This window comes from Clostridium sartagoforme (assembly GCF_039521405.1).
In the GTDB taxonomy this organism is placed as follows: domain Bacteria; phylum Bacillota; class Clostridia; order Clostridiales; family Clostridiaceae; genus Clostridium; species Clostridium sartagoforme.
The window spans coordinates 1-16,520 of sequence record NZ_BAAACH010000001.1 but is presented as its reverse complement, the minus strand read 5'-3'; the positions used below and the strand labels follow the sequence as shown (position 1 = coordinate 16,520).

The 16,520-nt window shown below is 26.2% G+C and carries 11 protein-coding genes; 3 read left to right on the top strand and 8 right to left on the bottom strand.

All coding sequences use genetic code 11. The features are described from left to right. Positions 1 to 222: 222 nt before the first annotated feature. The 5 genes from ABDZ60_RS00055 to ABDZ60_RS00035 all read right to left on the bottom strand — a co-directional run bounded on the left by ABDZ60_RS00055 (position 223) and on the right by ABDZ60_RS00035 (position 6,399). Positions 223 to 759 carry a UBA domain-containing protein gene (locus ABDZ60_RS00055; protein WP_343774907.1) on the bottom strand — a complete coding sequence of 179 codons (537 nt, stop codon included), beginning with the start codon at positions 757 to 759 and terminating at the stop codon, positions 223 to 225. A 102-nt stretch (positions 760 to 861) separates the two neighbouring features. Then, a complete protein-coding gene (locus ABDZ60_RS00050) occupies positions 862 to 1,461 on the bottom strand; it encodes an ECF transporter S component (RefSeq protein ID WP_343774905.1) in 600 nt (199 codons plus the stop codon). A 170-nt stretch (positions 1,462 to 1,631) separates the two neighbouring features. After that, on the bottom strand, positions 1,632 to 2,192 hold the full coding sequence (locus tag ABDZ60_RS00045) for a hypothetical protein (RefSeq protein ID WP_040437135.1): 561 nt from the start codon (positions 2,190 to 2,192) through the stop codon (positions 1,632 to 1,634). 94 nt (positions 2,193 to 2,286) lie between these two features. Then, on the bottom strand, positions 2,287 to 5,688 hold the full coding sequence (locus ABDZ60_RS00040; protein WP_343774903.1) for an FtsX-like permease family protein: 3,402 nt from the start codon (positions 5,686 to 5,688) through the stop codon (positions 2,287 to 2,289). Between the two features lie 9 nt (positions 5,689 to 5,697). Beyond that, entirely contained in the window at positions 5,698 to 6,399 is a 702-nt protein-coding gene (locus ABDZ60_RS00035; RefSeq protein WP_016208969.1) for an ABC transporter ATP-binding protein, read from the bottom strand. 211 nt (positions 6,400 to 6,610) lie between these two features. Between ABDZ60_RS00035 and ABDZ60_RS00030 the strand changes: the two genes are divergently transcribed. From ABDZ60_RS00030 to guaC, 3 genes are all read left to right on the top strand, one after another. After that, positions 6,611 to 7,162 (top strand): TetR/AcrR family transcriptional regulator, encoded by a 552-nt coding sequence (locus ABDZ60_RS00030; RefSeq protein ID WP_016208970.1) that lies wholly within the window; start codon positions 6,611 to 6,613, stop codon positions 7,160 to 7,162. 66 nt (positions 7,163 to 7,228) lie between these two features. After that, complete coding sequence (locus ABDZ60_RS00025) at positions 7,229 to 7,807, top strand: hypothetical protein (RefSeq protein WP_016208971.1); 579 nt, start codon at positions 7,229 to 7,231, stop codon at positions 7,805 to 7,807. 245 nt (positions 7,808 to 8,052) lie between these two features. Next, entirely contained in the window at positions 8,053 to 9,036 is a 984-nt protein-coding gene (gene guaC / locus ABDZ60_RS00020; protein WP_016208972.1) for a GMP reductase, read from the top strand. Positions 9,037 to 9,443: 407 nt separating this feature from the next. Here guaC and ABDZ60_RS00015 read toward each other — a convergent pair whose 3' ends face one another. The 3 genes from ABDZ60_RS00015 to ABDZ60_RS00005 are packed head-to-tail and all read right to left on the bottom strand — an operon-like array spanning position 9,444 to position 15,991. Then, positions 9,444 to 12,023, bottom strand: coding sequence for an SNF2-related protein (locus ABDZ60_RS00015; protein ID WP_343774897.1), 2,580 nt, complete (start codon positions 12,021 to 12,023; stop codon positions 9,444 to 9,446). Continuing rightward, on the bottom strand, positions 12,016 to 13,230 hold the full coding sequence (locus ABDZ60_RS00010; protein ID WP_016208233.1) for a hypothetical protein: 1,215 nt from the start codon (positions 13,228 to 13,230) through the stop codon (positions 12,016 to 12,018). Before ABDZ60_RS00010 ends, ABDZ60_RS00015 begins: the two co-directional genes overlap by 8 nt. 1 nt (position 13,231) lies before the next feature. Next, positions 13,232 to 15,991: a DNA-directed RNA polymerase subunit alpha C-terminal domain-containing protein gene (locus ABDZ60_RS00005; RefSeq protein WP_016208232.1), complete on the bottom strand. Its 2,760-nt coding sequence runs from the start codon at positions 15,989 to 15,991 to the stop codon at positions 13,232 to 13,234. Positions 15,992 to 16,520 lie beyond the last annotated feature (529 nt).

Genomic DNA, 16,520 nt, shown 5'->3' with positions numbered 1-16,520 from the left:
TACAATAATTGTTTTCTCAATGGTACTTTGTACATATACTATTATCTATGAAATAAAAAGAGTAAAGACTCAAAAGAATAATCTTAATACGCAAAAACTACTATGCCTTAGGGTTGTTGGTTCGTCTCCGCACAGTAAGTTTCCCCAAAACTCTTAGCATAGTAGCTCTCTTTAATTTTAAAATACCTTAAGGATTTTTCACCTTAATTTTTCATTATTTCATTATTTCTCATAGCCTTCTTTAAAATCTCTCTTTATATTATCTGCTGATTCTGATGCTTTTTCAAATACATCATTTACTCCGTCATACTTCATGTAAGATCCACTTAATGAATATCTATATCCACAGAATAATCCAAGCACTAATAATATTATAGTTGGTACAGATAAAAAGATTAATAAAAGTATTGCTATTATTAATGATATTCTCATTGGCTTTTCATTATCTTTTCTAATTTCAAAGAAGTTCTCATTTGCTTTTTTTAAAATTTTTCCTATTCCTTTAAATATTTTGCCAATGATTGTTCCAATTCCTCCATAGCTTTCTTCTCTCTTTTTATTATTTTCTTGTTTTTCTTGATTTTCTTCCCTAACTTCGATTATTGTAGTGATTTCATTATTTTCTACTTTTCCTTCTCTTTCTAAATATATAATAGAATCTACAACATCCCAGTTAAACTTTTCTAATACCTCTATTGCTTCTTCGCGAGTTACATTAGCCTTTGCAATTATAATTTCAATCATTTCATTTCTTTCCATTTGATTTACCTCCATGTATTTTTTAATCATTTATCATGGTTATATAATACTTTTAGAAGATTAATCTAAAATATAAGAAAGATTAAAATTAGATTAAATTTTTTATTTTTTATAATAAATAGGCAATAACAACCCTGCTTTTTCTAAAATTGGTCTTACTGCATTATAAATAAGTACTACTAGTATTACAGAAACTACTGCATTTATAAATGTTGCAACTGAACTTAATTTTGCTAAAGTTGCTGCTACTTCTTGTGGTTGCCCTAATATATATTGTTTATAAAAGAATCCTACAATAGGATCAAAAATCACATTAAAAGCTAAACCCCCAATTGATGCAATGATACTCCATTTTAAAATATATTTTTTATCATTGCTTGCACTTATTTTGGCATATCTATGAGCTATTAATCCTGTTATTAATCCAATACATAGTTTTAAAATAAAAGTTTTAGGTGCTACTAATATATATACGGGATCAAGTAAATCTGCAATTGTTAAACCTACCGCACCTGCTAATCCCCCATACCATCCTCCAAGCAATAAAGCTGCTAAGACACAAAATGCATTCCCAATATGAAGTGAAGTTGATCCTCCACCTGGAGTTGGTATCCTAATTTGCAGATAAGTAAATGATACAAAGCATAATGCTGATAATAGTGCTGCTTGTACTAATTTTCTAAATTTAATTTCTCTGTTCACAATAATTGCCCCCTTGAATTATAAATCTTTACATATATTGTATTAATCAAAGCTAATTTTTGTCAATTGTATGCATACATTGTAAAATTATAAAAATCCACTAAAATCAAAATTGCTTTAGTGGATTTTTATATAGTAATAATAAATAATTATTAAAATTTCAAGTTTTCTTAGGATAATGTAAAATAAGTGTCAATATAGGCTACCATCTGATCTCCTAAAGTAAGATAGTAATATACTGGTATTAGATAACTTGAATAAAATAACTTTCTTGCTTCCGCCTTATTAGTTTCTAATGACCTTATTAAATTTTGCTGCTGCCTTAGGCTTATAATATAACTATCAACTATAAGTAAAATTTGTTCTGAAAAAAATAAATCTGGAAAAGAATCTTTATATGAAAGCTTATGATTATCTAAATTTTTTTTAATAGTTTCAAGTTGTTGTATATAAAAATCTATATCCTTATCAATTTCTTTTAACTCTTCGGTTGTTGAATTTTCATTTATATTAATAACAATTAAGTTTCCTCTTATTCTTTTAATATCTTGTAAATTTTTAAGAATATCTTCTTTATTTTGTAAGTCTTCTATTTGAGGTCCATATGGTGAAATTGGATCAGTTGATGGAATATATAATATATTAGTAGTTGTCTGAGCATATGATATATTGGCACTAGTTAGCATTATAATTATTATTAATGCTATCAATTTACTCATTCTTTTTCCCATCATTAAGTCAACTCCTTTTATAAATCATTTTGCTAAATCTTTAATAAGAAATAACTAAGAACATATATAAATATTCTTAGTTATTTTAAATATTTTATTCAATAGATTTTAATGCATCTACCATATTTACCTTTTTTAGTTTTATATGCATCATTATCATAACTAATAGCGCAAAAAACATTGTAATTAAACTAGAAATTATATAACCACTCATATCTACAGTTGGAATCATCATCATATTATCCATTTCTGCTGTACTTACTAAAAATACATATAATATCTTTCCAAGGAATGTACCTAAAAGTATTCCTAATATAGTAAGTATTATATTTTCTCTAAATATATACATTGCTACTTCACTATCATAGAAACCTAATACCTTTATTGTGGATATTTCTCTTATACGCTCAGATACATTTATATTTATTAAATTATATAATACAACAAATGCCAAACTTCCTGACGCAACTATTATTACTATCATAACCAATCCTAAATCAGCAGATTCACTTAATTTCTTCATCTTTGAAGCAAGAGTAACATTTATAACCTTATCATTATCCATGAGAGTAGTAGATACTTTGTCATCATCTTCCCTATCTGAATTTAATTTTAGTAATTGTGCATTATATATTGGGGAATTATTAAATATATCTTTATAATATTCGGGTGATAAATATATATAATGTCCAGCATAATTTTCTACTATATTATCTACTTTAACTTCATGATTATTATTATCTGAATCTGTTACAACTATATTATCGCCTACAGATGCATCTAAAAGTTTTGCAAGTTTTTCATTTATAATTACACCATTATTTGATAGTTTAAACTCATTATCACTTTCCCTATCATTTAATAATATATACTTATTTAATTCATTTATATTTTCTGGTACATACATAGTGGCAGTTTGCTTGCTCACACCTTTTTTGCTAAAAGTAACTGAATCTTGATAAATATTTAAGCTGCTTTCATATCCCTTTAAATTATTTAGAGATTCATTGTAATCTTCATCTTCTTTTTCAATATTCTTATCATTAAATATTATCATAGCATCATATTTTATTAATTTGCCAAATTGAATATCCATAATTGAAGAATTAGATTTTTCAAGGGCTAATCCTGCAACAAGCATAGCCATACATCCTGATATGCCAAGTATTGTCATTAACATTCTTTGTTTATATCTAAATAGATTTCTAAATGTAACTTTTTGATTAAAGTTTAATCTTTCCCATAAAGGTGTAATTCTTTCTAATAATATCTTCTTACCAACCTTTGGAGCCTTTATTCTCATTAAATTAGAAGGACTATCCATTAATTCTCCTTTTAATACAATTAAAGCTGCCCCTACTGTACAAACTATTGAAGCTACTAAAGATTGAATTATATATGATGGATAAAAATATATATTTATATTCGGTAAAGTAAATGAAGATGAATATGCTTTACTAACTATATATGGAAGTACACTACTTCCAATTACTATACCAAGGATACTTCCTAAAATACTAGCCAATGCTGCATAAACTACAAATTTCCTTGATATTTCTAAATCTGTATAGCCTAAAGCTTTTAATGTTCCTATTTCTACTCTATTTTCTTCTACCATTCTAGTCATTGTAGTTAAGCATATAAGTGCTGCAACTAAGAAGAAAAATACAGGAAATACTAAAGCTATTTTATCTAAGCTATCAATTGAACCTTTATAAGTTGTATAGCCGGGATTATCTTCCCTGTTAAAGAAATAATATTTACTATCATCTAAATCATTTAACTTTTCTTTTTCTTTATCTAATTCTTTTCGCCCATCAATTAACTTTTCTCTATTTTCTGCAATTTCTTTTTCGCCATCAAGTAATTTTTTCTCTGAATCTAAAAGATCATTCTTAGCCTTATCAAGTTCTAACTTCCCTTGTTTTTTGCCTTCTTCAAGATCTGTTTTTCCTTTTATTATATCTTCTTGTCCTTTATTTAATTGCTTTTGGGCTTCTTCAAGTTTTATCTTACCTTCATTAAAAACTTTAACTTGCTCTTCATAAGCGGTTATCCCTTGCTGATACTTAGTTATTCCAGATACTAAAGTTTCTAATTTGAATTTATTTTCACCTACTATTTTACTGGCGCCATCTATTGCATTTGAAATACTAAATGCTATAGAAATATCATTTGGATTTTTTTCTAGATTACTTACTAAGCTACTTAGATTATCTAATCCTAAACCAGGATTAGATATGACACCTTTCCAATATTGAATTTTTTCATTTCGAATTTTGTCACCATCTTTTATATTGCTTGCTGTTTCTTTTATATCATTAGAAAGTGTATTATATGTTGTAATTAACATCTTTAAACTATCTATTTGCTTTTCATACTCTTTTGTATCTTGAGTAGGGTCTATGCCTTGATTTAAAAATTCTTGTTTCGCATTATCAAGTTCGTCTTTAGCATTCTTTAGTTGGTTTTCTCCATTTAAAAATTGTTCTTTTTGCTTATCTAACTCATTTTGTCCATTAATTAATTGTTTTTCGCCTTCAATTAGTTTTAATTTGCCATCTTTAATTTCTTGATTATACTTTTCTACAGCTTCTTCATACTGATTTTTACCGTCACTAATCTGAAGTTTCCCATCATCTATTTCTTTTTGAGCATCTTGAAGCTTTCTTTCTCCATCTTCTATTTCCTTATAAGCTTTATCAAGCTCTTTTTGTGCTTCTAATTTTATTTCTTCAATTCTTTCTATAGCTCTATTTGAGTATAAATCTTCAAGATACTTATTATTTTCTTCCATCTTTTCTTTATACTCATCACTATATGATCCAATGTCCTTTACATTTTTAAATTGTACATATATTTCAGTATATACATCCATTGATATATCACTACTATTCATAATTGCAAAGTAATCAATGCTTCCTTTTCCAACAGTCGTTGTACCTCTAGATATATTTTCTATATACATAGGACTTTGTACAAATCCAACTATCTTAAAAGTTTTCTTACTGAAATACTCATCTAAGTCTACATCAGATTCTATTGTGTACTCATCTCCTATTTTAAAGTTTTCATTTTCCTTTAAAGCATTTTTATCTAAAGCTATTTCTCCACTATTTTCAGGTAATCTACCTTCTGTAACAATAGTTTTATTCATAACTTCATTAGGATCATACTCCATAAACCTAACCACATTGTTAGTATTAGTTAAGTTTACATCTATACTATGAGTTGCATAATAATCTAAAATTTTATCATTATTTTGTAATAACTTCAAATCATTATCATTTAGCCCTATACTAGACACTATCTTGCTATCCATTAAGTTTTGCTTTCTAAAAAATTCATTTATAGAATCTTTTAAATCTGGGCCAGCTGATTTTATTCCAGAATAAACAGTAACTCCTAAAAATATTATTGCTAATATAGAAATAAATCTTGCTTTTGAAGATAATATTTCTCTTATTATTGATTTTTTATATGCTATATTCCTCATTTTTATCCTCTACCACTCTATAGAATCAACTGAAACAGGATTTTCATTTACTTCAATACTTCTAACCTTCGCATCTTTAATTTGTATAACTCTATCTGCAATTGGTGCAAGAGCTGAATTATGAGTTATTACAATTACTGTTGTCCCTGTATTTTTACATGTATCTTGCAGTGTTTTTAATATCTGTTTTCCCGTCTTATAATCAAGGGCACCAGTTGGTTCATCACATAATAGTAATTTAGGATTTTTAGCTATTGCTCTTGCTATAGCTACTCTTTGTTGTTCTCCTCCAGATAGTTGGGATGGAAAATTACCTTTTCTATGACCAAGTCCAACTAACTCAAGAGTTTCATCAACATCTAAAGCATTTTTTGAAATTTGTGTTGCAAGCTCTACATTTTCTTTTGCCGTTAAATTTTGAACTAAATTATAAAATTGAAATACAAATCCTACATCATACCTTCTGTAATTGGTAAGTTGTTTATTATTAAACTTTGATATATCAACATTATCAATAATTACCTTACCTTCATCACAAGTATCCATTCCTCCAAGTATATTTAGTACAGTTGTTTTTCCAGCACCACTTGGTCCTAAAATAATAACAAACTCTCCTTTTTCTATTGAAAAGTTAATTCCGTTGTTTGCTGCAATAATGTTATCTCCAATTTTATATCTTTTATATTCATCTTTTATTTCTATATATGACATTTCGCTCTCCTTTGTTTGTATCTACCTCAATGTTATTAAATAGACAGCTTGTTTAGTTAATGCTATAATTCTAAGTATAAATAATATATAAATAAGTTACAATAATCACATATTTTCATAGTGTTATTAAATATACATTTTGTCCATTTTTGTTTATTTAATAACATTTACTTTTGAAAATGATTAATAAATAGTAAAAAGGATGAGTTAATTGTCAGGAATTAAAGGAAATAGAAGAATTTTATATACTAAAAAAATAATAAAAGAAAGCTTAATTGACTTACTTAAACATAAAAAAATTCATGAAATTACCGTTACTGATATTTGTAAAAAATCAAATATTAATAGAGGAACTTTTTATACTCATTATAAAGATGCCTACCATCTACTTAAATCAATAGAGGATGAATTATTTAATCAAATATTAATATATATTGAAGAAACTCCAGTTGAAGCCTATAAAGATATTTTACTTCTTAAAGTTATTGAATTAATTGGTGAAAATAAAGAGTTATGCAAGATATTATTTAGTAAACAAATGGAAAGCAACATTATAGACCGTATTCTCTATGTGGCTAATAAAGCTCAGATTGATAAATTACTTAGCCGTTCAAAAATTGATAATGTGTTTTTAGACTATTTTATAAGATATTCTGTTGGTGGTATTATTTCAGTTATTCAAACATGGTTAGAACATGATTTAAATGAATCTCCTAAAGAAATAGTTCAAATCATAAATGATATTAATTCATTTAGACCTTAATATAAAGTAACGATTTTAAAGAAAAAATAATATAATAAATAAAATCAATTATATTATGAGGAAAATTTGAACTTTAATGGATGGAATAATTTTGAAGACTTAGCTAAAGCTTGTGGATATACAATTTCTAATAAAGATAATGATTCTACGAAAAATAACTTTAATAGTAATAGTAGTTCTAACAATACAAATAGCTCTTCTAATATAGGATGTAATGATATACCTAATGGATTTCAGTCTTTGAATCCTGAGTTATTTATAATAATAGGAGAAATACTTGGAAATATAATAGCTGGAAGTACTCCTTTTAATGTTCAAAATGCATTAGGTAACTGGCTTCAACTAGTTGGTCAAGCAATTTTAACATATAATGCTCAACAACAATACTTTCAAATAGGGCCTGGAAGATATTTTAGCCCTGAAAATTATAATATAAATAATCCATTCTGTACTACAACCTCAACAAATACTTCACAAAATAGTACTTCTAGTAATGATAATAAAAATTCAAGCAAAAAAAAAGAAAGCTCAAATTCTAGTTCAAAGTCTAATTATGATGATACTGATAAAATAAAGATATTAGAATCACGTATAAATGAATTAACTAAAGAAATTGATGAAATTAGAAATTTACTAGAAAAATAATTTAAAATAAATAGCCCTAAATATCAGATAAGTTTTACAATATCCTATAGCCTGATATTTGGGGCTTTAAGCATTTTGAAGTCTATAGTTTTACATAAAGAAAATTGTGCTGGCTATAATAAGCTTGTGTATTTAAAAATACTTTATTTGGTTTTGACATATCTATAGAGTACATGTATAATATACTTAATAAACGAACTTTAAATTGACATATGTAAAAATTATTCGTATATAGAGGTGTAAAAATGGATAATGTATTTGATTATGAAGATATACAATTAATACCAACAAAATGTATAGTAGACAGTCGTTCTGAATGTGATACGTCTATAACTTTTGGAGAAAGAACTTTCAAATTACCTGTAGTTCCTGCAAATATGCAGACTATTATGGATGAAAAAATTGCAGCTTATCTGGCAGAAAATGGATATTTTTATATTATGCACCGTTTCAACCCAGAGGGTAGAATACAATTTATTAAAGATATGAAACTAAAAGGATTATTTGCTTCTATAAGTGTTGGAGTTAAAAGTGAAGAATATAACTTTATTGAACAATTGAAAGCAGAAAACCTTTCACCAGAATACATAACAATTGATATTGCTCATGGCCATTCTAATGCAGTTATAAATATGATTCATCACATAAAAAAGCATTTACCTAAAAGTTTTGTTATTGCAGGAAATGTAGGAACACCAGAAGCAGTAAGAGAGTTGGAAAATGCTGGCGCAGATGCAACAAAGGTAGGCATTGGTCCTGGAAAGGTATGTATCACTAAAATTAAAACAGGCTTTGGAACAGGAGGTTGGCAATTAGCTGCACTTCGCTGGTGTGCAAAGGCTGCAAGTAAGCCAATTATTGCAGATGGAGGTATCCGTACTCATGGAGATATAGCTAAGTCAATTAGATTTGGTGCTTCTATGGTTATGATAGGCTCACTGTTTGCAGGGCATGAAGAATCTCCAGGTGAAACTATTGAAAGAGATGGAAAGCTTTATAAGGAATACTTTGGTTCTGCTTCTGAATTCCAAAAGGGTGAAAGAAAAAATGTTGAAGGAAAGAAAATGTTTGTGGACTATAAAGGCTCCCTAAAAGATACTTTAATAGAAATGCAACAAGACCTTCAATCATCTATTTCCTATGCTGGAGGCAAAAAACTAGATGCAATCAGAACTGTTGATTATGTAGTTGTTAAAAATTCAATTTTTAATGGTGATAGAGTGTATTAGAAATATTTTAAAATAAATCTACTACTAATATTTAACTAGTAGTAGATTTATTTTTTTATTCTTAGCTCTTAAAAGGTATTCTACCCATAGATTCTAAAACCTCTGCTAACTTTTTATTAGATTCCTCCCTGAGCCACATCTCAAATCAATTATTATGGTTTCTTTACTTTTCCCTAAGATATATTTATATCTAGGTCGTAGGTTGGCTTATTATTAGTCATGGTTTTGTATATATTGTTCCAATACTCTTTCATTTAGTTCACATTCATCAATATTCATGAATAATTTATAGCTTATATTTCCATGTATTAAAGTAAAAATAGTCATTAATAAATTTTAATAACTATCTTTTTTCTTTTCCTAAATTCATAGCATAATTATAATAAAATTCTTATATTTAATTTAGTTCAGTACATTAATTTATCAAAAATCAATTCTAAATCTTCTTCAGAGCTTGTTACTTCTTCTAGTTCATTATTCTCAATGGCATCTAACATTATCTGTTCCTTTTCCATAAGTCTTTCATATATTTGTTTATCAATAGAAAATTCATTTCCATCAAAACTGTAATTACTTTGCAAATAATAGTATTGTGTGTACTGACCATCAGGTAGTCCTAATCTATGAATTCTATCTTTTGATTGTAATAAATGGACTAAATTGTAGCTATATTCAAAGTATACAGCATCATGACATACTGAATGTAATGATACTGATTCTGCAAGTGTATGTGGATTAGTGACTAATACATCAAATTCTTTATTTTTAAATGATTGAATAATCTCTAATCTTTCACTTAATTCAATTTCACCATAAATACATTTTACTCTAATGCCTTTATCAATCAATAATTGCTCAATTTGTTTAATAGAATCAATAAAGATACACCATGCTATTATGATTTTACCTTCTTGAACTAAAGTCTCTATTAAGTTAATACATGATTTCATTTTGGTAGTTATTTTAATATTTTTTACTAGATTCTTAACATCATCTGAATAATCTACAAAATCTACATTATCTATATCATCAGTCTCTTCTAATATATCTTTAAAGGCTGTTAAATCAACCGATTTCAAAAGCATGTTAGGATTAGATTCTAATTGTAATAATCTTATAAATAATGCTAGTTTATTACTTCTGTATTTTGATTTAATAATTTTAAATAATTCTACTTCTTCTGCTGTTGTTTCAACTTTTATTAACTCATCTTCGTTAACTGAAGGTACTAACAATTGTTGCTTAGTTGTTCTACAAAAAAATGGCTGAATTTTATTATTAACCAATTTCCGTTCACTTTCTGATAAGTTTTTTAACATTCTAGTTGTAAATCCAAAAAATTCTTTATACTCATCGTTATATAGAATATGCAGCATATTATGTAAATCTACATATGAGTTTGGTATAGGAGTACCCGTCATAACAATTGTAAAAACTGATTTTTCCGCTATTTCTAATGCATTTCCAGCGTAAGTTCCTGGAATATCCCCCTCAACCCTTTTAACTTTATGGACTTCATCATAAACAAGCAAAGTATTTTCATCAACTATATTTTTTATATCCTCTTTTAACGTGCTAAGCGATTCATAATTAAATAAAAATAAATTACAATTTCCAGTATCAAATTGCAAGGCCTGCTTCTTTTCTTTCGTACTCTTGTATTTGGAATCGTGGCTATTAAATACTTTTAACTTCTCTTTTCCTTTAAAACAAATATTAAATTCATCCATCCAAGAACCAAAAGCATTTTTAGGTCCAATCATTACAATTCTTTTAACTAAATTTTTAGCCTTTAGGTATGCGTAAACGCCTAGTACAGATGAAGTTTTTCCTGAACCAGGAACTGAGAAATTTCCTGACTTAGTCATAGCAAACATAAAAAAAGAATCCCACATTTGCTTTTCTCTTAATTTTCTAGATATATGGTCATTAACTATTCGTGAATATTCTTCAAATCTATCCCTTAAGGATTCATCTTGCTGTTTAATTTGAATTCCTAATTTAGCCCTTTTATCAATATAAATATTTCTTGCTTCGATATAATCTAATAATCTGTTAGTACATACAAATCTTTTTCCTAATGAGTTTGCCTTATTCTTAATTAAGTCTCTAATCTTTTCAAAATCAAGATAACTAAGGGATTCTTTAAAATAAATGATATTATCATCTATTTTATCAACATATCTTTTTAATTTTATCTTATAAAATGCACTATTTAGAATCCAATTAGTATCAGCCATATAAATTCTTAAAGAAAGGATACCCTTATAATCTAAAATAACACAGTTATCTTCTAACAAAGCTTTTTCTGTTATAATTTCATTTTTATTAAACTTCAAAATTTCATTCATAATTACATCACCTGCCTTTAATACAACAATATCTTTATGTTTATTATTCCATAATATTTCAAACTCATTTTTGCTTTTAGTGAGTATTTTCTCATAGAAGCCTTTTGAATCTAACAACCAACTACACGTTACTGTAAATCCCTCATAATTACTATTAATTGCTGCTTCAGTTTCATTATTAGAACCTCTAAAACAGATAATATTTTCATATGCGTCATAAATCAATCCACATTTATCATGAAAAATACCATTTCTAACAAATGCAATTTTAATATCGACTATACCTATTGATATAAGATAAGCTAGATTTGATATATTCTTTTCTTCATCTAAAGTTAACTTAGAATGAAAATTGGATATTAATCTCTCTCTAATACTAGACTTTAGCTCATAACCTTCTTTTATTAGTAAGTAATCTGCTTCACTTATTTCTTCTGAGACTATTAATCTATACTTATAACCATTACGAACAAAATTTTCTAATCCCTTTGCATAATAAGCTAAGGACTTAGCTGAAAAATATGCACTTATTCTATCGAATCTTACTGCATTTTTTAGAACTGGAATATAAAACTCCTCAGCTATATTATCATCGTAAGAGGAATAAATAGGCTTTATATTAATTGTTTTAAACATTTGTAGCATCCTTAATAATTTTTAAAGATTCTTCAATTTTATCAACTTGAGATAATATTGAGGATATTTGTTCTTCATTTAATTTAGAAAAAATATTTATATCAATAGTTTCTAAGTAATTTTCAATTTTCTCCAGAATTTGAGTAGGCCTGTTTCTAGTTTCACTTGATTTTGCTTTTAATTCAGCTTTCTCTAAAGACTTTTTTAATTCTTCCTTAGTATCTTCATCAGTTCTAAATACTTCTTTTATTACAGCTTTAGTAACTTGTCCAACTTCAGGTAACTTGTCCAGTACCTTTTCAGCAATATCCATTTGTTCATCGAGAAATTCAGTTAAATACTTTGATGATACTACAGTTTTAATCTTTCTTATAAATCTTGTCATATCACCATGTGGTTGCACTAGAAAATTTGTAAAAACTGAATTTTTAATATTCTCTGCTTCATCATCATTATTAATCTTACGCAGTACTCCATATAATTCACGTAATGGCCCATCTATCCCCATGTCTCTAGCAATATAAAATTGTTTAGGTGCATTAATTGTTTCTAAAAATTCTACTAATAATTTTGCTACTTCGATTTCCTTATTTACTTCTGATTCAGTCATATTTGTACTCATCGCATATTCTTTTACTGTAAGAAGTTTACTTTCAATAACATCATTATAAATACCAACTAATCTATCAATTGGGTTATAATCAACCTTACTTTCTTCCCCATGCTGAATCATAAGTTCAAGCATTTTAATTTGTTTTGAATTATTCTCTAAATTTTTTTCTAAAATTACTGTTTCAAAGTAATTAAAACGTGGACTATTCTTAGATAAATTACGTAAACATGTAAATCTCCTATTACCATCAATAATTCTTCCATCAGCTAATACAACACCTGGTTCACGTTGATCTACTAATTCAATATTAGCTTGTGTTATCTTTATTGCTTCAGGATTACTCTTAACTATAAACTCTTGAATTATATCATTGTATGTTGAAATATCACTCATATCGATTTTATTAATATTATTATCAGCTTTGTATTGACTTATCCAAGTTGCAATTCTATCATTCTGATCGTTATAAAACAAATAATCTAATTTCACCTTATATACTGGATAAGCCTCTGTATGCCCATCAATAGTTATCTTTCTTGATAAATTTGTTTTTAATACTCCTCCATTTTCAATACCATCTTTTAATAAATTCATGTTATACCTCCTCAAAATACTCATCATAGTCAATATATATTTTTTCCATTATAGCATCGTAGTACAACTCTTTTTCACTAGCTATATAGGAAATTTTCCCTCTATTAATCCTAATACCATACTCTTCATACACATAATCTATTAAATCATACATATCTATCTTTCTAAATTTTGTTACTATATGTTCAACTAAATCATTTAATGTTACTGCATCATTAGATTTTTTTAATATAACATTACCTTCAACTCTTCTTGATTTATATTTTTCATTGCATTTTAATATAGAGCTATAAAACCATTCGTCAAAACCTAAATCGTCTAAATAGTGTTTAAATCCCCTTTTTCTCAAGTATTTTATTGTAAAAATCTCTTCATCAATAAACTCATCTACAGATTTTACAAAATCAAGCAAATCATTTTTAGTTATTCTATTTCTCTCTAATCGCTCTATAGTAATAAATATATTCGGTTCAAATTCTATAATTTCATATTCAAATTTCTTAGATCTGATAACATTATAAAAGGATTGGTAGTTTCCAAATCGCTTCATTAAATTAGTTGCGTCAAAAATTTCATTATTTAAAATTTTATTTTTTATACAATCTTCTAACGAATTAAACTTATCCGAATAAATAAAGAGTGATGTAACCTTAAAGCCAAGACATCTTAAACTGTAAGGATTTATTGTTGTAATATCACCTTGTGGAAAATTCTTTTCATATATACCTTTTAACTCACTTAATAAATAAATATCATCATTTAATATTTTCTTCATTTCTCCTAATTCATATTGATTTAAACATTTATAATCTATTGAATATATACCTTCATTATAATACTCTTCTATAGCCTTGAAATAATTGGCTAAAGCCGTTTCTACTTTTACTCCATACTCCATTTCGTAAAGTTTGGCTAATTCATAATTTGGGATTGGTGAAGACTGAATTAATAATTCTAAAACTTGCATATCTCTATCTGCATTACCAAATTCAATATTTGGCATACGCAAAAACTTAATACCTAAATTATTTTTATCTCCAATAACTTTTTTCATTAAATTATGGAGTTCATATTCATCTCTAATTCCCCATTCTTTCATTACTTCATTATAATCATTAAAAATCTTTAAAGTTGATATCTCTACATTTTTATAATTTTCTAGACTTAATGAGGAAATTATTTTTTGTTCATCAAAGTCACTAAAATCAAAATATCTAAGTCGTTTTTTAAATTTCCATAATACTCTATTACTATTAGCTAAAGTAGATTCAAAATATCTAACAGGATACTTAAATTCCTCTGCATCTAAATTAAAATCTTCTAAAAACATTATATAGATATCATTTAAATCCTCAACTGAAATATCATCTTTACAGAATGATTTTAAAACATAATCTAAAATATGTTGTTTTTCTTTTTTTATTCTTACATTACCTATTAGCAAGTAATCCTTATAAATAAGGCCTTCAAGCCTTTGTCTAACCTTAACTGGAATAGTATTATCTTCTAATGCTTTATTTAATTCTACTGTTCCTTTTTTATATTTATAATTTAGATAATTATAAACTTTAATACTAACTTCAAATGCATGCAAAAATGTTTCTGTGGTCCAATTATAACTTTGAAAAATATTTATAAATCTATCTTCTTTAACTCTTGGTATTTTCCTCATAATTTTTATTTCTTTTTGTCGTACTCCTTCTCTCGTAATATTCAGCATGCTTCCAACTTGTTCCAAGGTTTTTCCTAAAAGTCTATTTTCTATGATAAACTTATCTCTCTTATCTGAAATATTATCAATAATTTCAGATAAAGCTGGATAATAAACACTATATTTTCCTTCAAATTTTTCAATAATATTTTCTTTAATCATATCGTTAATCAAATTTAATATATAATTAGTTTTTTTAATATGATTAGGAAAAAAGCTTACAATATCTTCAATGGTAGATTTACCACCAATATTATTAATATTTCTAGTTATTTCCCCTTTAAAGAATGATATAAAAAATTGACTTTTATAAATAATATTAATATTATCTTCAATTAAGAAATTTTCCACATCATTTCCTTCTAAAGAATTTTCATTAGCAACTCTTTTTAAATTTGGAATGATGTTAGCTCTAAAGTTTGTTAGATTAAAGTTAATTTTACTATCACAAAAATCATCAATAAGCCAGTCTAAATATTTTTCTAAATTTATAGCAGAGTTTCTTGATTTATCTCTTTCTTTATATGTAATATAAATGCATTCGTTAATTAATTTCAAAATCTCATTTCTACTTTTCTTACCTAAATTCTTTATTGCATTAAATTCTAAATATGTAAGTTCTAATAATTCTGAAATATAATTGAACCCTGAGTTTCTTAATGCATTTTTAGACCTAACTGAAAGATTTAAATCTTTAATTGTTAAATCCTCTACATACCCCCAATATGAATTATAAAAAAATATATTTTCTCTTTCTTTTCTTTCATCACTTATTGCATCTATTAACTTTATCTCATTAAAATCCAAATTATTTGAATTATCATTTATAATGTCCTTCAAAGGTATTATTCCATCCTCTACACTTCTTTTTAAATTTTTTATTTCTTCCAAGGATTTGTTACCTAAATTTCTTATTTTGGTTAAATCATCATCATTTAAAATCATTAATTCATTTAATTTATTTATATTTGAGTTTTTTAAACAATTGTAAGCCCTTACTGATAATTTTATTTTTTCTATTTCAATATTTTCTTTAAGTACTAAACACATATCCCCTCCAAATAAATGATTTTTCCTTTACTATTATTAACCTTTAGTTTACTATATTATAAAATATTTACATAGACAATATCAAGAAATGTATAGGTAAATTTGGAATATTTGTAACATAAGTAATAGATATCTTATATTGCTTTATAATAATTCCAATTACTATTTCATCATATGAATACCTAATCTAGTATTTAATTATATATATCTGTAAAATTATATTTTCGCTAAGTACAAACATAGAAATATGATTCTTCGTGCTCTTATAAAACTATGTTTTAAAATGATTATATAAAAATATAACAAAACAGCTACTGCTAAAATATGAATACTAAGCAATAGCTGTTTATTTTATTTATCTAAAATTTATTTTTTATTCTAAATTCTTGATAAGAATCCTCATAGTTATCAGAAAGCTTATAGCAAAATATATTATCAAATGTATTCTCAATTAAATATTCTGTAAATGTCAACCTCAAAATGTTGAAAAGTTCCAACATGAAAATGCATAATTATTTGATAGTTATTT

What these genes read in the sequence shown, in the direction of transcription:
- ABDZ60_RS00055 (WP_343774907.1), bottom strand. Translation starts at nt 759, where the DNA reads ATGGAAAGAAATGAAATGATTGAAATTATAATTGCAAAGGCTAATGTA.
- ABDZ60_RS00045 (WP_040437135.1), bottom strand. Translation starts at nt 2,192, where the DNA reads ATGGGAAAAAGAATGAGTAAATTGATAGCATTAATAATAATTATAATG.
- ABDZ60_RS00040 (WP_343774903.1), bottom strand. Translation starts at nt 5,688, where the DNA reads ATGAGGAATATAGCATATAAAAAATCAATAATAAGAGAAATATTATCT.
- ABDZ60_RS00035 (WP_016208969.1), bottom strand. Translation starts at nt 6,399, where the DNA reads ATGTCATATATAGAAATAAAAGATGAATATAAAAGATATAAAATTGGA.
- guaC (WP_016208972.1), top strand. Translation starts at nt 8,053, where the DNA reads ATGGATAATGTATTTGATTATGAAGATATACAATTAATACCAACAAAA.
- ABDZ60_RS00015 (WP_343774897.1), bottom strand. Translation starts at nt 12,023, where the DNA reads ATGTTTAAAACAATTAATATAAAGCCTATTTATTCCTCTTACGATGAT.
- ABDZ60_RS00010 (WP_016208233.1), bottom strand. Translation starts at nt 13,230, where the DNA reads ATGAATTTATTAAAAGATGGTATTGAAAATGGAGGAGTATTAAAAACA.
- ABDZ60_RS00005 (WP_016208232.1), bottom strand. Translation starts at nt 15,991, where the DNA reads ATGTGTTTAGTACTTAAAGAAAATATTGAAATAGAAAAAATAAAATTA.